General features: G+C 69.1%; 14 protein-coding genes. All 14 read left to right on the top strand.

The annotated features are described in order from the left end of the window. The first annotated feature begins 117 nt into the window (after nucleotides 1-117). Nucleotides 118-336, top strand: a complete 219-nt coding sequence (locus tag E6C76_RS02435) for a Flp family type IVb pilin (RefSeq protein WP_136346664.1) — start codon at nucleotides 118-120, stop codon at nucleotides 334-336. Between the two features lie 28 nt (nucleotides 337-364). Next, a complete protein-coding gene (locus E6C76_RS02430; protein WP_211090080.1) occupies nucleotides 365-880 on the top strand; it encodes an A24 family peptidase in 516 nt (171 codons plus the stop codon). Between the two features lie 65 nt (nucleotides 881-945). Continuing rightward, on the top strand, nucleotides 946-1887 hold the full coding sequence (gene cpaB / locus E6C76_RS02425; RefSeq protein WP_168734211.1) for a Flp pilus assembly protein CpaB: 942 nt from the start codon (nucleotides 946-948) through the stop codon (nucleotides 1885-1887). A 76-nt stretch (nucleotides 1888-1963) separates the two neighbouring features. Then, entirely contained in the window at nucleotides 1964-3403 is a 1440-nt protein-coding gene (locus tag E6C76_RS02420) for a type II and III secretion system protein family protein (protein ID WP_136346661.1), read from the top strand. A 20-nt stretch (nucleotides 3404-3423) separates the two neighbouring features. Continuing rightward, entirely contained in the window at nucleotides 3424-4113 is a 690-nt protein-coding gene (locus tag E6C76_RS02415; RefSeq protein WP_136346660.1) for a CpaD family pilus assembly lipoprotein, read from the top strand. 2 nt (nucleotides 4114-4115) lie between these two features. Continuing rightward, nucleotides 4116-5354 carry a response regulator gene (locus E6C76_RS02410; RefSeq protein ID WP_136346659.1) on the top strand — a complete coding sequence of 413 codons (1239 nt, stop codon included), beginning with the start codon at nucleotides 4116-4118 and terminating at the stop codon, nucleotides 5352-5354. Nucleotides 5355-5370: 16 nt separating this feature from the next. Then, nucleotides 5371-6783, top strand: a complete 1413-nt coding sequence (locus E6C76_RS02405) for a CpaF family protein (RefSeq protein ID WP_136346658.1) — start codon at nucleotides 5371-5373, stop codon at nucleotides 6781-6783. Beyond that, nucleotides 6783-7763, top strand: a complete 981-nt coding sequence (locus E6C76_RS02400; RefSeq protein WP_136346657.1) for a type II secretion system F family protein — start codon at nucleotides 6783-6785, stop codon at nucleotides 7761-7763. Before E6C76_RS02405 ends, E6C76_RS02400 begins: the two co-directional genes overlap by 1 nt. A 13-nt stretch (nucleotides 7764-7776) precedes the next feature. Next, nucleotides 7777-8724 carry a type II secretion system F family protein gene (locus tag E6C76_RS02395; protein ID WP_136346656.1) on the top strand — a complete coding sequence of 316 codons (948 nt, stop codon included), beginning with the start codon at nucleotides 7777-7779 and terminating at the stop codon, nucleotides 8722-8724. Continuing rightward, complete coding sequence (locus tag E6C76_RS02390) at nucleotides 8721-9632, top strand: tetratricopeptide repeat protein (RefSeq protein ID WP_136346655.1); 912 nt, start codon at nucleotides 8721-8723, stop codon at nucleotides 9630-9632. Before E6C76_RS02395 ends, E6C76_RS02390 begins: the two co-directional genes overlap by 4 nt. After that, nucleotides 9629-10213, top strand: coding sequence for a hypothetical protein (locus E6C76_RS02385; RefSeq protein WP_230976134.1), 585 nt, complete (start codon nucleotides 9629-9631; stop codon nucleotides 10211-10213). The genes E6C76_RS02390 and E6C76_RS02385 overlap by 4 nt, the downstream gene beginning before the upstream one ends. After that, on the top strand, nucleotides 10210-10809 hold the full coding sequence (locus tag E6C76_RS02380; RefSeq protein ID WP_136346654.1) for a TadE/TadG family type IV pilus assembly protein: 600 nt from the start codon (nucleotides 10210-10212) through the stop codon (nucleotides 10807-10809). The genes E6C76_RS02385 and E6C76_RS02380 overlap by 4 nt, the downstream gene beginning before the upstream one ends. Before the next feature lie 2 nt (nucleotides 10810-10811). Further along, the gene (locus E6C76_RS02375; protein WP_211090079.1) at nucleotides 10812-12413 is read left to right on the top strand and encodes a pilus assembly protein; all 1602 of its coding nucleotides are present in this window, start codon (nucleotides 10812-10814) and stop codon (nucleotides 12411-12413) included. 52 nt (nucleotides 12414-12465) lie between these two features. Continuing rightward, nucleotides 12466-22188, top strand: a complete 9723-nt coding sequence (locus E6C76_RS02370; RefSeq protein WP_136346653.1) for a putative Ig domain-containing protein — start codon at nucleotides 12466-12468, stop codon at nucleotides 22186-22188. Nucleotides 22189-22190: the final 2 nt, after the last annotated feature.

Here is a 22190-nt window from a genome sequence, read left to right as displayed (position 1 = left end):
AATTAAGAACTCTTAATGCTTCATGTGTTGCGCTACAAACAAGAACGATTCTTAATATCGCACAAGCATCTGTCTAGACAAACGGACGCCCCCCATATCACCTCCAAGGAGCACTTCATGAATTCCTTCACCCGGCAGCTGAAAGCCTTCCTGCATGACGAAAGCGGCGTCACCGCCATCGAGTACGGCATTCTCGCGGCTGCCATGGCCGCCGCCGTCGGCGTCATCTTCGGCTCGGACGGCGCCTTCGTGACGGCCCTGCGCGACAAGTTCACCGCCATCGCGGCAGACATCACCTCTTCCGGCACCGACATCAAGAAAGACGCCAGCAACTGATCCGGCCAGCCCCGCCGTGGCGTCTTCATTGAACCTCATCTTCCTCGCGCCGGTGCTCGCATGGATCGCCGTAACGGACCTCCTCTACCGCCGGATCGCCAACAGGCTGGTACTGGCCCTGCTGCTGGTGTGGGGCCTGGGCACCGCGCTCTCCGTCTGGCAGGGCACGTTCCCGGGGTGGCAGGATCTGGTCGCGGGCGCCACGGCGGCGGGTTTCGTGCTGGTGATCGGCTGCGTGCTGTTCAGCCTGCGCTGGGTGGGCGCCGGGGACGTGAAGTTGATGGCGGTGCTGTGCCTGTGGTTCGGCGACCAGGCCATCGTCTTCCTGATGGCCGCCTCGCTGTGCGGCGGCCTGCTGGCCCTGGCGCTGCCGCTGCTGAGCGCCCTGGAAACCCGGTTCGCCCACGGCTTCATGCAAATTTTCTTCCTGCTGCGGCTGCCCGACCCGCCGCAACCCGTCGCACTGAGTGAACACGCCACGCCGGGCATTCCCTACGGCATCGCAATCGCACTGGGTGCCGGAATCGTACTTTACGGCAGCTGACGCAGGGCTGGTCCGACACGTTTCCCCCTGACCGCCCCGCCCGTACCCGTATCACGGAGTCTGCATTGAAAACCTCATCCGTTCTGCTGTTGGCCGGCGCCTTGACGCTGGCGGCCGGCACCGCTCTCGTCGCCCGCGTACTGATGAAGCCACCGCCGCCGGTCACCATCATCAAGGAGGTCGAGGCAGCCAAACCGGTCGTCTACCAGGTGCTGGCCGCGCGGCGGGATTTGTCGCCCGGGGCCTTTCTCGACGCCGCCGCGCTCGAATGGCGCGAACGCCCCGAAGCGAGCGTGCATGCCAGCCATTTCACCGCCGCCGGCGAGGGCGAACGGCGCACCCAGGAGCGCAGCCTGACCGGTGCCGCGCTGCGCCGCCCGCTCGCGGCCGGCGAACCCCTCTCCAACGACATGCTGGTCCGCCCCGGCGAGCCCGGCTTCATCGCCGCCGTGCTGTCGCCCGGCATGCGCGCGATTTCCATCCCGACCAGCGCCGTTTCCAGCAACGCCGGCCTCGTGTCGGCGGGCGACTGGGTGGACGTGATCCTGAGCCTGGAGCGCGGCACGAGTTCCGAAACGACGGCCGGCAGCGAAGCGAAAAACCCGCTGGTTTCGCTGGCGGCCCAGACGATCCTGCGGCACGTGCGCGTGCTGGCCCTCAACAACAACGCCGCGAGCATCGCCCCGGCAGGCACCAAGGAAGAAACCGCTGCCGACAGGCCCCGCACGTCGTCCGCACGGCCGCATTTCGAGACGCTGACCCTCGAGGTCACCCCCGAGGCCGCCGAGAAGCTCGCCGTGGCCAAGGAAGCCGGCACCCTGCAGGTGGCCCTGCGCGGCGTCCACGACGAAGTGGAGGACATACAGCCCGCCGCTGCGCGGCAGGTCACGCGCATCGACGACGCCACCGCCATCTTCCGGGCACCCACCGGCTCCGCCACCGCCGTCACGGTGAAAACCTTCCAGGGCAACCAGCAAGGCGTCCTGAGTTTCAACCGCGCCCCCTGATCCACGTCGGGGCGCTGCCCCCAGAAACCACTCCCACCTCATGACCGCCTCCACTTCCCATCCGTCGCGCCCGTACATGAAACACCGCCCCTCCCTGCTGGCCCTGATCGTCGCGCTGGGCTGCCTGTCCGGCATCGCCACGCCGGCCTGCGCGGCGGCCGATGCCCAGGGCGCTGCCGTCGAAGTCCTGAGCAGCCCGTCCACATTGCCGCCATCCCTGCGCCAGATCGGCGAAACCAGCCAGATGACCCTGCGCGTGCGCGAAGGCAATCTGCTCCAATTGCCGCGCGCGGCGGCCAAGGTGCTCGTCGCCGATCCCAGGGTCGCCAGCTTCCAGGTGCCCTCGCCCACCAGCCTGTTCGTCTTCGCCGAGCGCGTGGGCAGCACCACGCTGTACGCGCTGGACGCCCAGGACGCCGTGATCGCCGCCGTGCGCATCGTCGCCGAACACAACCTCGACGCCCTGCGCGCGCAGATTTCGCGCTCCGTGCCGGATGTCCGTGTCGAACTGGAGCCTGCGCTCAACAACCGCATCATCGTGCGCGGCACGGTGCGCACGCCGATCGAGGCCAGGCAGGTCGTCGACCAGGTCCAGGCCTACCTCGACGCCAATGCTTCGAGCGGCGCAGGCCAAGGCGGAGGCGGCGGCCAGCAGAGCGGCGTGGTCAACCAGCTCAAGGTCGAGCTGTCCTCGCAGATCAACATCCAGGTACGCGTGGTGGAAGTATCGCGCTCGCTGTCGCACGACCTCGGATTCAACTGGTCCACCGTGCTCAATCCGAAGCACGGCCTGTTCGGCGCGGATGGCAGCATCCAGATCGCCACCGGGGGCTCGACGGTGTTCGACGCCTCCGGCGTCACCGGCGGCGTCATGCTCGGCGGCAGCTTCGTGCCGCGCAATGGCCGCATCGGCAGCCTGAGCATGCTGCTGACCGCCATGCAGAGCGAAGGCATGGCCACGGTGCTGGCCGAGCCCAACCTCACCGCCATGTCCGGCGAAAGCGCGGCCTTCGCCGCCGGCGGCGAGGTGCCCGTCGTCATCATCACCAACAACAACGTACAGATCGACTACAAGTCCTACGGCGTCATCCTGCGCATGACCCCGACCCTGCTGTCGGCCAACCGCATCAGCCTGCACATCGCGCCGGAAGTCAGCGAACTCACCGACGAAGGCTCCGTGACGCTTACCGGCGGCTCCACCATTCCCGCCTTCAAGGTGCGCCGCGCCGACACCACCGTGGAACTGGCCAGCGGCCAGAGCTTCGCGCTCGCCGGCATGCTGCGCTCGAACTCCTCGCAGCAAGTCACCGGCGTGCCGGGCCTGTCCAGCATCCCCTGGCTGGGCCGCCTGTTCGAAAACGAGTCCACCGCATCCCAGGAAACCGAGCTGGTGATCCTGGTCACCGCCAACGTCGTCGATCCGGTCTCCGCCGCCGACCTCCAGGTGCCCGGCCGCGCGCTGGCCACCATCGACTCCCTGGTGCCGCGCGAAGCCACCGCCGGCTACCTGTACTGACCTGCCAGCGCCCCCAAGCCATGACCAAAACCCTGCCCCGCCACCGCCCCGCCAATCTGGCACTGGCCATCCTGCCACTCATGCTTTTGCTCGCCGCCTGCGAAACCCCCATCCACGCCATGCGCGCCAGCCGGTTCCCGCAGACGGTCGCCGAGGCGCCCACCGTCGAACCGCGCGCGCTCGCCCTCGCGCTCCAAGTGTCCGCGGACGGCCAGGGGCTCACGCCCGAATCCCTGCGCCAGGCCAACGCCATGCTGGGCAGCCAGGGCCGCCTCCATGCGCAGCGCCTCAGCATCACCCCCTTCAATGCGCGCGGCGAAGCCTTCGCCCAGCGCCTCGCCAGCGCCCTCGCGGCCAGCGGCGCCAACGCGCCGCAGGTGCTCGCCATCCCGGCGGACGCCGAGCGCCTCGAAGTCGCCCAGCGCCAGCGCTGGGATCTCGAACTGCAATCCGAAGCGCTGGCCGTGATCACCCCGGATTGCAGCGTGGCCAAGCCGCAGGACTGGATGGTTCACCCCTATCGCGGCGTCGGCCCGCTCGGCTGCGCCAACCGCGCCAACATCGCCCGCATGGTCAGCGACCCGCGCGATCTCACGCGCCCGCGCACGCTGGAAGGCGCCGATGGCAGCGCCGCCGCGCTGGCCGTCGAGCGCTACCAGACCGGCGAACTGCGCGACCTCATCGACATCAACTTCGACAACGACGACTGAGCATGAGCGACAACACCTCTTCCCAGCATGAGCACGAAGACGGCGACCTGGCCGTCTTCGCCGCCGCCGCCGACCTGCCCCTGCTGGCGGACCTGCTGCAGCGCCTGAAGCGCACGCCGGCCGCCCTGCAGGCGGGCGGCGCAGGCGAAGCCGCGGCCTGGTGCGCGGACCATGCACCGGTGGCCGTCCTGCTGGTCGACCTCTCCGGCGCCGCGCATCCCCTCCAGGCCCTCAACGAACTGGCCGGCCTGTACGGCCCGACCACGCAGATCATCGCCCTGGGCGAGCGCCAGGACGTCGATCTCTACCGCGCCCTGCTCCAGGCCGGCGCCTTCGACTATCTGGTCAAGCCGCTCAAGCTGGACCTGCTCGCCGCCACCCTGGCACGCGCCGCCGACGGCACGCCGCTCGGCCTGGGCGCGGCGGTGCGCGCCGGCCGCACGGTGGCGGTCATCGGCGCCGGCGGCGGCATCGGCACCAGCACCGTGGTCGCCGGCCTGGGCAGGCTGCTCGCCAGCGTGCGGCATACGCCGACCGTGCTCGTCGATTTCGACCGCGGAAAAGGCGACCTTCCCCTGCTGCTCGGCATGGAGGCCGACGCCGGCCTGTCCTCGGTGCTCGCCGCGCCCGAGATCGATCCGCGCCTGCTGCAGCGCAGCTTGCAGGCCGTTGGCGCGGGCGGCAAGGAAGGGGCGGCGCAGCGCCTGCATCTGCTCGCCCAGCGCCCCGGCCCGCACGTCGCCGTCGACCCCGAACACGTGCTGCAGCTGGGCGGCGCGTTGAGCCAGCTGTTCTCCCTGAGCGTGTGGGATCTGCCCGCCTGCCGTACCGAAGGCGTCACCGAAGTGCTGGAACACGCCGAGATCCGCATCGTGCTGTGCGAACAGACCGTGCAGCACGCGCGCCACGTGCACCGCCTGCTCGCCGAGATCGGCGACGAGAGCGCCGGCCAGCGCCTGCTGCTGGTCGCCAACGCCGTGCGCCCCGCCGACAGGCCGGCGATCAGCCGCAGCCAGTTCGAAGAGTTCGTCGGCCGCCGCATCGATCTGCACTTGCCGCACGCCGGCAGCGCGCTGGCCGACGGCCTGCTCGCCGGCCCGCTCTCGCTCGCACGCCATCGCGGTTTCGAGCAGGCCCTGCTGGCGCTGGCCGACCGCGTGCTGGGCCGCCCGGCCGGCGCCGCAGCGGCGGCGGCCAATCCGTCCTGGCTGCACCGCCTGCTCGGCGGCAAGGCCGCCTGACCGGAACACCGACACCATGCTGCCTCGCAAAGCCCCCGTCCGCCCCGCCATCCATACCCCGGCCCCCGCCGCCCGCCCGGCGCCGGTGGCCGCGCCCGCCAACGCGGCAGCAGCGCCCGCCGCCACCCAACCCGCGCCGCTGCGCCCGCGTCCGGCCGCCGCCCCGGCCGCTCCCGCCGCCACGCATGGCGAAGCCCTCAACCACCGGCGCACCATCCACACCCGGCTGTTCGAGCAGATCGACCCGCTCAAGGCCGCCACGATGCCGCACGACAAGCTGCAAGGGCAGATCGACGCGCTGATCCGGCAGATCTGCGACGAACACCGCCTGCAGCTCTCCTCGCAGGAAGAAGACCTGATCTCGCAGCAGATGCTCGACGAGATGGTCGGCATCGGCCCGATCCAGCCGCTGCTGCACGACGACAGCATCAACGACATCCTCGTCAACGGCGCGCGCCAGGTCTTCGTCGAGCGCAACGGCCGCCTGGAACTCACGCCGATCACCTTCATCGACGAGGAACACGTGTTCAACACCGCGCAGCGCATCGCCGCGCGCGTGGGCCGGCGCATCGACGAGGCCAACCCGATGGTGGACGCGCGCCTGCCCGACGGCAGCCGCGTCAACGTGGTCACCCATCCGCTGGCGCTGGACGGCACCACCATCTCGATCCGCAAGTTCATGCGCCGCGACCTCTCGCTGGAGTCGCTCGCCGAGCGCGGCGCGATGTCCGTGGAGATGGCCCAACTGCTGCGCCGCGCGATGGAAGCGCGCCTGAACGTGATCGTCTCCGGCGGCACCGGCGCCGGCAAGACCACGCTGCTCAACGCGCTGTCGCAGAAGATCAGCCCGGTCGAACGCATCGTCACCATCGAGGACGCGGCCGAGCTGCAACTGCAGCAGATCCACGTGGTGCGCCTGGAAACCCGCCCGGAAAGCGCCGAAGGCACCGGCCTGGTGAACCAGCGCGACCTGCTGCGCAACGCGCTGCGCATGCGCCCGGACCGCATCATCCTCGGCGAAGTGCGCGGCGGCGAATGCTTCGACATGCTGCAGGCCATGAACACCGGCCACGACGGCTCGCTGTGCACCGTGCACGCCAACACGCCGCGCGACGCGCTGGCGCGGCTGGAGAACATGGTGATGATGGCCAACATGCAGTTGCCGCTGGGCGCCATCCGCCGCCAGATCGCCAGCGCGGTGGACCTCATCGTGCAGATCGAGCGCATGCGCGACGGCGCGCGCCGCCTGGTTTCCATCATCGAGGTCTGCGGCATGGAGGAGGAAATCATCCAGACCCAGGAACTGTTCGCCTTCCGCACGCGCGGCAGCGACGCCGCCGGCAACCTGATCGGCGAACACCTGGGCAGCGGCCTGCGGCCGCACTTCTACGCCGACAAGGCCCACCTCTTCGACCAGGGCGGCGCGTGATGCTCGATCTGTTCACCTTCCTCGTCTTCCTGCTCGTGTTCACCGGCGTCTACACCGCGCGTGCATTCGGCCGCCGCCAGCGCCGCGAGGAAGCCGTGGCCGCGCGCCTGGCCACCCTGCGCACGCAACTGCTGCGCGAATCCGGCGGCGCGGCGCAGGCGCTGCAAGGCGACAGCATCCTGCTCAGCGCGGAAGCCCCCCTGGTGCCGGCCTGGCCCTGGCTGAGCGCCCGCCTCGCACGCCTGCGCGAGGGCCTGCGCCAGCTCGGCTGGCTGCCCAGCCTGCGCCAGCGCGTCCTGTTCACGGCCTGCGGCGCCTTCATCGGCGGCCTGCTGCTGGGCCGCATGACGGCCTCGCCGCTGCTCGTCAGCCTGCTCGCCGGCGTGGTCCTGTTCGTGGCGGTCGCCGCCCTCGCCTACCAGTCGGCCATGGCCAAATACCTCGCCGGACTGGCGCGCAGCCTGCCCGAGGCCATCGACGCCATCACCCGCGTATGCCGCGCCGGCGTGCCGCTGCACAGCGCCTTCGCCATCGCCGCCGACCACCTGCAGGGCCCGCTGGTGGGCGAACTGCGCCAGGTCGACCAGTGGCTGCGCCTGGGCGTGCCGATCCGCCAGGCCATGCAGGATTCGGCGCTGCGCGTGCCGCTGGCCGAATACCGCTTCTTCGCGGTGATTCTGATCATCAGCCAGGAATCCGGCGGCCGCCTGGGCGACACGCTGGACCGCCTCTCCGCCACACTGCGCGCCCGCGCCGAACTGAAGATGAAGGTGCTCGCCAAAACCTCCGAGGCGCGCGCCTCCACCAAGATCGTCGCCCTGCTGGTGCCCGGCGTGCTCGGCTACATGTACCTCAACGCCCCGGAAGACTTCCGCTTCCTGTTCAGCGATCCGGCCGGCATCAAGGTGGTGGTCTACGCCGCCGTCAGCGTCGGCCTCGGCCTGCTCATCACGCACCTGATGGTGCGGCGCATCGGCTGAGGGAGTCGAAAACATGGACGCCCCCTTTTCCGATCCGCTCGTGCAGGCCCTGCTCTTCCTCTGCGCGGCCGGACTCGTGCTGACCCTGCTCCTGCTGCGCGCCGAGCTGCGCCGCAATCCATTGCGCGAACGCCTCGCCAGCGGCGCCGCGCAGCGCGAGCTGGAGATCGTCGCCGACGGCATCATCCACGAACACCGGCCGCTGCCCCCCTTCCTGCGCGCCCTGGCCGCCTTCGGCGAACCGCTCGCCGGCGGCGACGCCGACCGCGCCAAGCTGCAACGCCTGCTCGGCACCGCCGGCCTGCGCAATCCCGAGGCACTCGGCCTGCTGATGGTGGCCAAGTACGGCTGCGGCCTGGTGCTGGTCGCCGCCGCGCTGTGGGGCCTGGTCGGCCCGGCCGGCCGCTTCGGCGCCACCGGGCTCGCCGTCGGGCTGACGGCGCTGTTCGTCGGCACCACGCTGCCCGAACTGCTCGTCAAGATCCGCGCCGGACGGCGCCACGAGGCGCTCACGCGCAGCATGCCCGACGCGCTCGACCTGATGGTGATCTGCGCCGAGGCCGGCCTGCCCTTCCCGCGCATCCTCAAGGTCGTCGCGCGCGAACTGGCGCTGAGCGCGCCGGCCATGGCCGACGAACTGGCCTACACCAGCGCCGAACTGCAACTGCTGCCGGACCGCGCCAGGGCGCTGCGCCACCTCGCCGAGCGCACCCAGGTCGGCGCAGTGGAAAGCATGGTCGGCTCGCTGATCCAGGCCGAGCGCTACGGCACGCCGCTGGCGCAGGCGCTGCGCACCATCGCCGACGAAAGCCGCAGCACGCTGATCCTCAGCCTGGAAGAGAAGGCCGGCAAGCTGCCCGCGCAGCTCTCCCTGCCGCTCATGACGCTGATCCTCCCGCCCGTCGTGGCGGTGGTCGCCACCCCCGCGCTGATGCGCGTCGTCCGGACCCTGATGCAATGAGACCGAATCCGCTCCACCTGCTGCTCGTACCCGCGCTCAGCCTGCTCACCGGCTGCGGCGCCCTCACGCTCAAGGCCGATCCGGCCTTGAGCGCGCGCACCCTCGCCGCACCGGCCGCGGCCATGCCGGCCGGCACCGGGGAGACGCAGGACAACACCGCCAAGGGCCTCAGGCTGGCCCGCCTGCTGCGCGACCAGGGCCGCCCGCAGGCCGCCGCCGAGGTCTATGCCCAGCTCGAAGCGCGCAACGCGCTCAAAGCGCTGGAGCTGCTCGAATACGCCAGTGTGGCCGCACCGGTGCAGGGCGCGCAGGACAGCCTCGCCCTGTTCGGCCGCGCTCGCCGCGCCCTGAGCAAGGAAGGCGGCACGCTTGCGCCGGCCGCCCACGCCGCCCTGTGCGGCGGCCTCGGCCGCGCCCGCCTCGCGCTCGGCCAGACCGACGCCGCGCTGGGCGATTTCGACTGCGTGCTGGCGGCCGACCCCGACAACGTCGCCGCCCTCAACGCCAAGGGCGTGCTGCTCGACGCGCGCGGCCGCCACGCCGAGGCACGCGCGCTCTTCGCCCATGCCATCGAGCAGGACCCCGCCGATCTGCGCGTGCTCAACAACCTCGCGCTATCGCACCTGGCCGCCGGCGAAACGGCCGAAGCGGTGCGCCTGCTCGCGCAGACCGAGGCGCCGCAAATGCCCGCGCTGCGCCTGAACCTCGCCCTGGCCTACGCCATCGAGGGGCAGCGCGACGACGCGCGGCGCACGCTGGAATCCTTCATGCCCGCCGCCCTGGCCAAACGCGCGCTGGAAGCTTTCGAGGCGCGCAGCCAGCGCATCGCGCAGGGCGCGCCGGTGGGCAGCGAACTGCTCGCCGCCAGCCGGCAGGCGCTGGCCCTGCAAGAGGCGGACGCGCCATGAGCCGCCTGCGCCCTCCATCCGGAAAGCGCGCGCCTCTTCCCGCGTCAGGGGGAGCACGCAACGGCAGCGGCCGTATCAACACGCTGCGCGCCCGCCTGCAGCGCGGCGCGCTGGCCGTCGAGGCGGCCTTCGTGCTGCCGGTGGTGATCACCGGCACGATGATGTTCATGGAGCTGGCCAACATCGGCCTCACCATCGACATGGGCGGCACCGCGCTCGAACGCGCGCTGCAGCAGTTCCGCCAGGACGATTCCGGCACGCTCGACACCGCCGCCATGGAGCCGCTGGTGCGCCAGCGCATGGCGGCCGCCTCGCACGGCTATCTCTCGGAAGACAACATCGCCAGCGTCAACGTGGAAAGCTTCAACTCGCTCGACGCCATGGGCGGCGGCACCACCGACGAAGAAGAAGACGACGACGAAGGCGGCAGTACGGACAGAGTCCCCATCTGGCGCGTCACCGTCGATATCCGCAAGGACTTCATCACCCCCCTGCCGCGCCTGCTGGTCACCGAGAGCAGCGTGTTCCGCTACCGCTACCAGCAGTTGCTCGGCTACCTGCCGGCGGAGGACGAGCAATGAGCGCCCGCCAACCGCGGCGCGCCCGCCAGCTTGGCTCCATCGCCGTCGAAGCCGCGCTGCTCCTGCCGATGCTGCTCGGCATCGGCCTGGTGGGCACCGACATGCACCGCGTCGGCATCGAGCGCGCGCAGATCGAACAGGCCGCCGGCAGCGCCGCCATCACCCTGGCGGCGCAGAGCCAGCTCACCGAGGCCGGCCTGCAGGGGCTGATCGACGTACTCACGCTCGGCCGCCCGCAGAACTACCAGGTGGAGATCATGAACGTGATGCAGTCCGGTCGCGTGAACTGGGGCTTCGAGCGCGGCGAGGCGGGCGAGTTGTGCGCATCCATGAGCAACGGACGGGACTACCTCGGCGAACTGCCCGAGGACCCGCCCGAGGAAGACGGCGATTCCGGCGACGACGATGCCAGCACGCTTTCCATGGTCGTCGTGCAGGTCTGCCGCAAGAGTTCGGACCTCGCCCTCACCGGCGGCGTCGTACTGCCCGACACGCTCGGCGTGCGGGTCATCTACCGCGCCGTGGCGCTGAAGATCGCCCTGGACGAAGCCCTCCAGGAAGAAAGCCAGGCCAACGGCCTGTCCACGAGCGAATGACCATGCCCCGCACAGCCCCCTTCGCCCCAGCGCGCCGCCGCCTGCGCGGCGGCGCCCTCCCCTTCCTGCTCCTGCTCATCGGCGCCGGCCTGACCCTCGCCGCGTACACCACCGAAGGCGCGCGCCTGAAATCCAGTGCCGCCCAGCTCAAGCACGCCACCGACGCGGCCGCGATGGCGGTGACCCAGGCCTATGCCGGCGATTCCGGGACGGACGTGCAGGCGCTGGCCGAGAAATACGTGCGCGCCAACCTCGGCATGGACGCCATACAACTCGAAAACGGCCTCGACGTCGCCCTCGAACGGGTCACGCGGGACGACGCCAAGGGCTTCCGCGTCTCCGCCACCTTCCGCGCCGAGGCCTCCATGCTCGGCCCCGGCGCCGACGTCACCGTGTCCTCGGCCGCCGTGGCGCTGAGCAAGTCGCTCGAAGTCGCGCTGGCACTGCCCAATACCGGCGCGGAAAACAGCAGCAACCTGGCGGTGCTGCGCCGGCTGGGCAAGCAGTTCGCGGAAAACCTGGTGGCCGGCCGCAACAACGCCTGGCTGGCACTGGTGCCCTACAGCCAGGCGGTGAACGTCTCCCCCGACTACACCAACCCCACGACGCGCAGCCCGCGCGGACCCAGCGCCGACCACCGGCAGCGCCTCACGCAATGGGCGATGTCCAGCGCGCTGCGGCCGGTGGAACTCACCTCGCTGTTCCGCACGGGCTACAGCGGCCTGCACGACGCGCGCATCCCGGACCGCCGCGCCAACCTGCTGTGCATGTACCGCGGCCTCTACCGGGGCGAGAACTACTTCTGGGACGCAGCGCCGAGCGGGCAGTTCAGGATCTATTACCGGCATGACCTGCCGGTCAACGGCAGCCCGGGTGCCGATCCGATTTCGTGGGTCGGCCCCAATCCCGATTTCGGCCAGGCCACCGGCGTCAACGACACGCGCTCCATGGTGGCCGACAAGGGCTGCCCCTCGGCGCCCTTGCTGCCGCTGACCAACGATCTGGACAAGATCGAGGAGCGCCTGGAGCAGATGTCCACCCGCTTCAACGTCAACTACGCCATCGCCATGGGCTGGAGCGCGATGGCCCTGGCACCCGCCTTTCGCGGCGCCGCCGGCTGGAACCTGGAAGACGATCTGCCGCGCGATTTCGACGATGACGGCGGCGACACGGTCAAGGCCATCATCCTGCTCGGCAATACCACCGACCAGCGCTGGTTCGACTCCGATTCCTACAACGCCTACGTGGGCGAGGCGGTACAGGGCTGCGAGGAATTGGGCTGCGTCCACGACAGCGTCATCACCCAGCGCTTCGCCAATCTCTGCAAGAGTTTCCAGGCACGCAAGCTGCGCTTCTTCCTGATCGTCGTCGGCCAGGACGAGATCGAGAACAACGACCTGGGCGCGGAAGGCACGGTCGACGGCGCCTCGGAGTTCCGCCGCATCGCCGGCCCCGGCCTGGAGGGCTGCGCGGAAAAGAGTGCCGACCTGACCTATCTCTCCGGCTACGACTTCGTCGCCGCGGAAGGCCGTATCCAGAGCCGCCTCGACAACATCGCCGACGAGTTGCGCCAGAAGAGCAACTTCATCCGGCTGATCGAATAACGCCCCCCGCCATCCCGATCCTCCCATTCATCCCCTATCCCGGAAGGCTGCCATGACCACACGCCGACTCCCCCTCCGTCCTCACCGGGCGCTCGCCCTGGAGCCCCGCATCCTGCTGGATGCCGCCGCCGTCACCACGGCCGCGGAGGTCGCGGCCGAGGCCGTGCCGCCCACCGACAGCGCGCCGGGCGTCGAGGCGACGCCGATCAACAGTACGGTCACGATCACCGACAGCACGGACAGTTTCCCGGCGGTGGATCTGTTCAAGGACGTCACGGTGTCGACCGAGACTGGCGGGACGGAAGCCCTGAATGAGTTGGTCATCACCGTCGACAGCAGCGGCGCCAACCAGGCGCTGGTGATCGACGGCAGCGAGATCACGCTGGAAACCACCGATCTGCCCGGTTTCACATCGGGCAATGGCTACACCTATACCGTCTCGGTCAGCGGCGGCGCCACGACCATCACCATCACCCTTTCTTCCGCCGACGCCAGCGCCAGCGATGCCCAGGCCCTGATCGACGGCATCGCCTACAGGCCGCTGGACAAGACGGTGGAAAGCGGCACCGTCACCGTGACCCTGAAAAGCCTCAGCGACGACAGCGACACCGCTGTTCTGGACATCAGTGCCACCGTCACCATCGACAGCCAGATCAACGTCGCCCCGGTGCTGGAAAGCAATGGCGGACTGGAATCCCGGGAAACCTTCACGCCCGATGAACTGGGCATCGGCAACAGCAGCGAGGTGGCCTATTCCGCCGATGGCCAGTACGCCTACGTGGCCGGCACCGGCGGCATCGCGGTGTTCACTGTCGACGACACGGGCGCGCTGAGCGCGTTGCAGACCTATGCCTACGCCGACCTGGGCACCGTCACCCACCTGGTGGCCAGCGCGGACGGCAAGTCGCTCTACGCCATCTCCGGCAACAGTAGCATCGTGCATCTGAGCCTTGGCGAAGACGGCAGGATCAGCGCCGCGCAGACCATTCCCACCGGCAACGGCAACGCAACCGGGGGTCTGGCGATCTCGGACGACGGCCAGTACGTTTACGTGGGCACCACGAACAACGACGTCGCCATTTACGTCCGCGACGCCGGCACGGGTGCGCTGAGCCATCTGGACGTGAATGGCGACGGCTATACCGACCGGGCTCCGGGTGAAGGCGGCAGCAATACCCGCAACGGTATTGTCATCACCTCCGGCAATTATGTTTACGTGGCCTATGGTCACATTTCCGGCCGTCTTCTATTCGTCTACCAGCGCAACGACGACGGCACGCTGAGCACGGCAGCCAGCTATGCCTTCAGCACCAGCGGCGGCGGCGCCGTGGACTACGGTCTGGCCGTCTCGCCGGACGGCCAGTACCTCTACGTCGGCGACCCGGAACACAACGTCATCCGGGTCTTCCATTTCAGCGACGGCGAGCTCACGCCGGTCGAGACCATCACGCAAAGCAATCTCGCCAGCATCGCCCTGGGCAGCGACGGCAAGACGCTGTATACCACCACCTCGGACGGCCAGCTCAACGTCTATACGGTCGCGGCCAACGGCACGCTCAGCCTGGCCGGCAGCATCGGTACCGGCACCAGCGGCAGCGACATCGCCATCGGCAGCGACGGATCGCTGCTGGTGACGGGCGGCAACCTCACCCGCTACACCGTCGTGCAGACCCTGAACCTTGGCGAGCCCACCGCGTTCGCCGACGGGCTGACGCTCAAGGACAGCAACTACGACGCGCTCGATGGCGGCGCCGGCAACTACAAAGGGGCCAGCCTCACTTTCAGCGCCGATGCCACGGGGGGCAGTTTCGGCTTCGCCGCCGGCAACGATCTCGCCCTGTCCGGCAGCACCCTCACCCTGAACGGCGCGGCCATCGCCAGTTTCACCGTCGATGCCGACGGCAGGCTCACCGTCGTCTTCACCGCCGACACGAGCAAGGCGGTCGCCAATCAGGTGCTGCGCCAGATCACCTATACCAGCGCCGCCGGTACCGTCGCCGGCACGCTCGTTACGCTCACCGTGCAAGGCAGCGACGACGCGCTTGCCAGCAATGCCGTGACGCTGCTGCTGCGCGCCAACGAAGCACCACAGGTGAATGCCGGCGCTTCCACCGAGGTGGGCAAGGCCACCACCGAGAGCGCCTACACCTTCGTCCTGCCTGCCGACCTGTTCACGGATGCCGGCAACGACAAGCTGACCTGGGAAGTCACGGGCCTGCCCTCGGGGCTGGCCTTCGATGCGGCCACCCGCACGATTTCCGGCACGACCACCGAAATCGGCACGTTCACGCTGACGGTCAAGGTCACGGACACCCACGGCGCCAGTGCCTCGCGGACCCTCGACCTGGTGGTCGAGCAGATCGCCAACCGCGCGCCCACCGTCAACGCCGATGCGGCCAGCACGCTGGCCTCAGCCACCGAAGGTACGGCCTACAGCGCCACATTGGACGGCAGTCTGTTCAGCGACGCCGACAGCCTGTATGGCGACACCCTGAGCTGGACGGTGACGGGCTTGCCCGACGGCTTCACCTTCGACGCCGCAACCCTGACCATTTCCGGCACCTCCAGCGCGCTGGGCGACTACAACCTTACGGTGACGGTGACCGACGAATCGGGCGCCACCGCCACGGTGGAACTGACCCTGCGGGTGATCTCCACCGAGGAAGCCGACAACAACGCGCCGGTACTGAGCACGGACGACATCAACCTGATCCATGCCTACGAGGGTGCCATCACTGGTTTCAGCCAGTACGTCTACAGCCTGGAACTGTCATCCGACGACAGCACCCTGATCGTCGTAGGCAACAGCAGCAACAGCCACGCTGTGACCCCCTCCGGCAATAGCACGCTGTACGTCTACAGCCGCGACAGCGATGGCAACCTGACGCTGGTACAGACCTTCGTGCAGGGCGCGAGCGATGACGGTGACGACAGCAACGGCATCGAAATCGACGGTCTGGACAGCGCCACCTCGGCGGTGTATTCCGCCGACGGCCAGTACGTCTATCTGGTCGGCAAGAACAGTTCCGGCACCTATACCGTCACGACGCTGCAAGTCAACGCGGACGGCACCCTCAGCACCACCGGTCTGAGCATCACGATCGCTGATTCGTCCACCGTCCGGCAGATGGTCGTGTCGGACGACGGCAAGGCGCTCTACGTCGTTTCCAACAGTTATCTCTATGCCTATTCCACTGCTGCTGACGGCTCGCTGACCCTGCTCGGCAGTTACACCGACGGCATCAGCAGTTCCAACGCGCTCGCTATCGCCAATGGCGTGGTTTATGTGGCAGGCAGTTCCCGCGTCGCTATCTATACAGTCAACGACGACGGCAGCCTGACGTGGGCCACCACTTGGTCTGGCGGTAGCACTCTTATGCGCAGCATTGCCGCTACCGACAGCGGTTACGTCTATGTGTCGCGCGGCACTAGCGGTATTTCAGTGTTGCATTACGACAAGGACAGCAACACCGTCACCAGCGTGGCCACGGTGTCCAGTCCTGGACAAGTCTGGGGCTTGTCGCTCTCGTCCGACGGCACCGCGCTCTATGCGGGCATCAACGGCACTCCTTCTTTGTATATCTTCCGCGTCAATGACGATGGCACGCTGACCCAGTCCGGCACGATGACCACCAGTGACTCACGCGGCCTGCGCTATGCCATGTCATCGGATGGCTCTTCCATCTACATCGGTGGTTTCTACAACGTCCCCGGCCTGGGCCTGATCAGCACGTCGATGGGCGCTGCCTACACCGAGGCCAGCACGGCCCTGCCGTTCGCAGACATCACCCTCTCCGACGCCGACTACGACGCCCTGGCCGACGGTGCCGGCAACTACAACGGCGCCACCATCACCCTGCAACGCGAGGGCGGGGCCAACGCCGACGACAGTTTCGGGTTCAGCGAGGACAACGGCCTGACCCTGGATGGCGACAGCATCCTGCTCAACGGCGAGAAGATCGCCGATTTCACCAGCGCGGACGGCACGCTGACCATCCTCTTCACCGCCGAGGTGAGCACGGCCACCGCCAACGCGGTGCTGCGGCAGATCAGCTACACCTACCAGGGCGGGGACCCCGGGGCCAGCATCCGCCTGACGCTCGGCGTGAAGGACCAGTTCGCCAGCGGCACCGACCGCATCACCCTGGCGCTGGCCGTCACCGAGGTGAACGACGCCCCGGTGGTGAGCGCCACGCCGGCCAGCACCAAGCAGGACGCGGGCAAGGCCGCCGCCGATCTGTTCAGCGATGTCGAGGTTTCCGCCGTGGAAAGCGCGCAGGCCATCACCAGCCTGACGCTCACCGTTTCCGGCCTGCGGGATGGCGCAAGCGAAACGCTGCGCATCGACGGCAGCACCGTCGCGCTGGTGGAAGGTAGCGGTACGACGACCAACGGCCATGCCTGGAGCGTCGCCATCGATGCCGACAGCGGCGTTGCCACCGTCACGATCTCCAGCAGTGAGGGCATGAGCGGCGAGGCCGCCGCCGCGCTGATCGACGGCCTGGCCTATGCCAACACGGACCAGGCCACCGGCACGGTCGGCGAGCGCGTCGTCACCCTGGTCGAAATTCAGGACAACGGCGGCACGGACAATGGCGGCGTGGATACGGCCGAGCTGTCCATTGCGGCCACGGTGCTGGTCGAGGTGGGACAGAGCCCCACGCTCGGCGCCGAGACCGGCACGCTCGACTACGCGGACCTCATTTCCTCCAACGACTGGCCCAGCCCGTACGAAGGCATCCAGGATGTCGCCAGCGCGGGCGATTGGGTCTATGTGGTGCGCACGGCCGAGGTGTTTGACTGGAACACCTACCAATCGAGCAACGTCAGCACGCTGTATGTCTTCCAGCGCGGTGACGACGGCGCGCTCACGCTGCTGCAGAGCATCACCAGCACGGACGTGGCCGCGCTGACCGGCGCGGCGGAAATCCAGGTATCGGCCGATGGCGGCACGGTCTACGTGATCGGCGGCGAGAGCGTGGCCCTGTTCGCGGTCGATGCGGGCAGCGGCGGGCTGGAATCGCTGGGCAGCTTCGGCGCCGATCTGGTGAGTGAGCATGGCCTGATCAGCGACGTGCTGGCCGATGGCGAGCTCGTCTATGTGACGGCGGGCTCCGAGCTGATCGTTTTCGAGCGCAGCGGCGACACGCTGACGCAGAAGAACAGCTACACGGCTTCCGGCACAGACGCGCAGTTCAGTGCGCTGCAACTTTCCACCGATGGCCAGTACCTGTTCGTCGGCACCTCCGGCGGCAGCACGCTGGCCAGCGTGTATCGGGTGGCCGGCGACGGCAGCCTGAGCTTCGTGATGGCGGCGCAGGGCACGGACCCGGCGGCCGAGGAACAGTATTACTACACCTCGGCGCTGACGCTCTCGCCCGACGGCGCGACGCTCTACGCCGTCGACTACGACGGCAGCACCTACCGCCTGTACACCCTCTCGGTGGACGCCGGGGGGAATCTGGACGCCGTGGCCACCACCGAACTGGACGAAGCGGTCAAGGGCATCATCGTCTCTGCCGACGGCGCGGCGCTGTTCGTGATCGGCGAGAAAAGCATCGGCATCCATACGCGCGCCGCCGATGGCACGCCCACCCTGGCACAGACTCTGGAAGGCGCCGGCGGCAAGAACTTCGGTGAACTGCGCGGCGCCACGCTCAGCGCCGACGGCACCCGGCTCTATGTGGCCGGCACCTTCTCCTGGAGCGACGGCCTGCTGGTGCTCGACCTGAAGGCGGCCAGTTCCATCCATACCGAAGACGGCGACGCGGTCGCCCTGCTGCCCGGCGGCACGCTGAGCGATCCGCAGTTGGACGCCCTGAACGGCGGCGCGGGCAACTATCAGGGCGCCAGCATCGTCGTGACCCGCACGGATGACGGCGGCGGCGACCACGACGTGTTCGGCTTCATCGACGGCGATGGCCTGACCTTCGAGAACGGCAGCATCAAGCGCGACGGCGCGGTCATCGCCTCGGTGATCGACACCGGTTCGTCGTTCATCGTGACCTTCACCGCCGCCGTCAGCCAGGCCGACGCGCAGAGCGTGCTGCGCCGCATCGCCTACAGCAACACCAGCGACGATCCGACGCAGTACGGCAGCCAGGCCACCTTCTCCATCCAGTTCAACGACGGCACCGGCTACAGCGACGAGTTGAGCGCCAGCGTCATCCTCGAAGGCGTCAACGACCCGCCCGTCATCGGAACCGATGCGCTCGCCCCCACCTACAACGCCGAGGGCGAGCGGGTCAGTCTGTTCGAGAACACCGTCATCGACACGGTGGAGGCCGGCCAGCAGATCTGGCAGGTCGTCGTCACCCTGGAGCCCGCCGACGCCGGCGACGTGCTGGGCGTGGATGGCGGCAGGATCGCGCTCGACACGGCCACCAGCGGCACGCGGACCACCGGCACGGGCCTGTCGTACAACGTGCAGATCCTGGATGGCAAGACCATCGTCACCCTGTACCTGATGAGCACCCCCGAGCGCGCGGCCGAGGTCATCGACAGCCTGACCTACGGCAACACCGGCAGCGATCTGAGCGGCACCCGCAGCATCAGCCTGAGCGTGAAAGAGTATGCGGATGGCGGCAACGACACGACGGTGGTGGACGCGACGGCAGTCGTCACCCTGGCGAACGCCACCGCCGAAAATACCGCTCCGAGCCTGGGCGGCGGCGCCACGACGGCGTACACCGAGCAGGCCGATGCCGTGGCCATCGCCCCGGGCGCCACGGTGTCCGACGCGCAGATGGATGCCTTCAACGGCGGCAGCGGCAACTACGACGGCGCGGTGTTGACCCTCACCCTGGGCGAAGGCAGCAGCACGGCGGACGTGCTGGGCTTCGCGGCCGGCAGCGGCCTGACGCTGGAAAACGGCAGCCTGAAGAAGGACGGCGTGACCATCGGCAGCGTGAGCAACGCGGATGGCGTGCTGACCATCACCTTCACCGACGCGAACGGCGCCATTCCCACCACGGCGGACGTACAGAACGCGCTGCGCCAGATCACCTACGCCAACGGCAGCGATGCGCCGGCGGCCAGCGTGGCCGTCAGCGTCACCCTGAGCGACCAGCGCGGCCTGGACTCGGCGGCGCTGGACTTCGCCATCGCCATCACCGCCGTCAACGACGTGCCGACCATCGATGCCGACCCGGTGCTCTCGCTCGGCGATCTGGACCATCTGCAGACGCTCACCGACATCGCCGGGCTGGGCACGCTGTCCTCCAGCGTCGTCTCAGCCGACGGCACGCGCCTCTACCTCGCCGACGAACAGGGCGCCATCGCCCTGTTCAGCCGCGACGCGGACAGCGGCGAACTCACTTACGTCAGCACCTTCGCAGCCGTGGACGGGCTGGCCGGCATCAGCCAGTTGCTGCTCTCCGCCGACGGCACGAGCCTCTACGCCCTGCGCGCGGACAGCAACGCCATCGCCTGGTTCAGCGCCGATGCCGCGGGCACGCTCACGCACCAGGCCACGATCATCAGCGACTACGGCGTGGATGGCGGCAACCTCTATGGCATCCAGAGCATCGCCCTGTCGGCAGATGGGCGGAACCTCTATCTCGTCAATGCCTACAACGTGGCCTACTTCAGCCGCGACACGACGACCGGTGCGCTCAGCTATGTCGGAGAGATCGCGGGCAGCATGTGGAGCGAACCCTATCTCTGGCAGCCCACCGACATCGTCATCCAGGATGATCTGGTGTTCGTCGTCACCAGCGCCAGCAGCGGCTCCACGCTGATCGTCTATCAGCGCGATGCCAACGGCGCGCTCGAACTGCTGGGCTACACCCGCAGCGGCAGCGACTCGCTGACGGGGCTCCAGCACGTCACGGTCAGCGCCGACGGCGGCACGATCTTCGTCGCCAGCGACTCGCGGATCGACGCCTTCAGCCTGGATGCCGCCAGCGGCACGCTGACCCACCTCGGCAGCATCACCGGTGAATCCATCCGCGACATCGCCGTTTCCACCGACGGCAAGGCGCTGTTCGTCACCCTGGCCGACGGCACGCTGAACTACTACGCCACCGCGACCCTGGCGCTGGTCTCGGCGCAGAGCGGGCTGGACGGCGCGGGGCAGATCGCCCTGTCGGCGGACGGCGGCGTGCTCGTGGTGGGCGATGCGCTGGAGGTGCTGAACGCACCGCCGGTGGCCGCCCCCACCTTCGTGATCGGTGGCGACCCGGTACTGCTGGCACCGGCCCTGGCGCTCGGCGACGCCGAACTGGATGCCGCCGCCGGTGGTGCCGGCAGCTATCAGGGCGCCAGTGTCACCTTCGGCGGCCAGGCCGGCGACGTCTTCGGCTTCCAGGCCGGCAACGGCTACACCCTGGATGGCGACACCATCAGGCTGGACGGCACGGCGGTGGCGACGCTGACGCAGGCCGGCGGCAGCGCCACGCTGAGCTTCACCGCAGCCCTGACCAAGGACCAGGCCAACGCCCTGCTGCGCCAGATCACCTACGCCGCCACGACCGGGGAGGCCGGCACGCGCGCCGTCACCCTGACCCTGAACGACGGCGCGGCGGACAGCGCGGTCCACACGGTGCTGGTCACCCTGCTGAATGTCGAGGACGACAACCACGCGCCGGTCGCCGGTGAAGACGGCTACGCCCTGACCGAAGCCACCGTTGGCGAAAGCTACAGCATCGTGCTGCCGGAAGACCTGTTCAGCGACGCCGACGGCGACACGCTGACCTGGAGCGTCGAGGGCCTGCCCGCAGGCCTGAGCTTCGATCCGGCCACGCGCACGATTTCCGGCACACCGACCGCCGCCGGCGAGATCGAACTGACCATCACCGTCACAGACCCCTCCGGCGCCAGCGCCGAGCGCAGCCTGAGCCTGAGCGTGCAGGCAGCCGGCACCGAGCCGGAGCCCGAACCGGAGCCGGAGCCGACCGACGAGCCGTCGTCGGAAGTCGCGCCCTCGACCCTGCCGGCCGACTACTTCAGTGCGACCCGCTTCGAGGCCGCCGAGGCCGATGGCAATGAACGCGCACCGGAACTGTTCGCCGCCACACAGCCCGCGGCGCCCGCCAGCCTTGCCGGCCTGGGCGCGCCGGCGCTGTTCGATACGCCGACTCCGGGCCACGAGGCGGCTTCCGCGCCGCCCACGGCGCGCGCCACGCTGGCGCTGCTGGATACACTCCATGCCCGCCGCGAGGCGGAGTCCGCATCGGCGCCCGCCGGCGCGCTGCAACTCGCCGACGGCCGCGTCACGCCACTGGTGACGCTCGCCGCGCCGGACGGCCCGCTGCTCGCCGCCAGCGTCGAAGCGCTGCGCGGCGCCTGGCGCGCGGACGTGGCGGGCAATCGCCAGGTCTTCGCCTTGCCCGCCGGCCTGTTCGCCAGCCGCGAACCCATTGCCGCGCTGACCCTGCGCATGGCCGACGGCCGCCCGTTGCCGGCCAACCTGCGCCTGGACGTCGAGCGCGGCCTGGTCATCCGCAGCGGCCTGCAGGGCAGCAGCCGCGTGCTCGAACTGGTGCTGCGCGTACAGACCAGCGATGGCCGCGTACTGGATATCCCGATCACCCTGAATGGTCTGGAGCAACCCGATACCCCGCGCGACGGCGATGTGCCCGACGCGGCGTCGCAGGCCGCGGGCAAGGAAGCCCTCAGCCTGCAATTGCGTGAAAGCGCGGCACGCGATCTGTTCGCCCAGGCCCGCGATTTCCTTGCCACGCTGGGCAGCGACGCCGCCGCCACGCCAACCAGCCTCCCCTCCGGCGCCGCGCAGACCTCCGCGCCCGCTCCCCTCGTTTCCACAGAAAGCTGATG

Origin of the sequence: Pseudothauera nasutitermitis, from assembly GCF_004801295.1 — a bacterium.
Taxonomy (GTDB): domain Bacteria; phylum Pseudomonadota; class Gammaproteobacteria; order Burkholderiales; family Rhodocyclaceae; genus Pseudothauera; species Pseudothauera nasutitermitis.
Note: the sequence above shows the minus strand (reverse complement) of the source record. Positions and strands in the feature narration are given on the sequence as shown.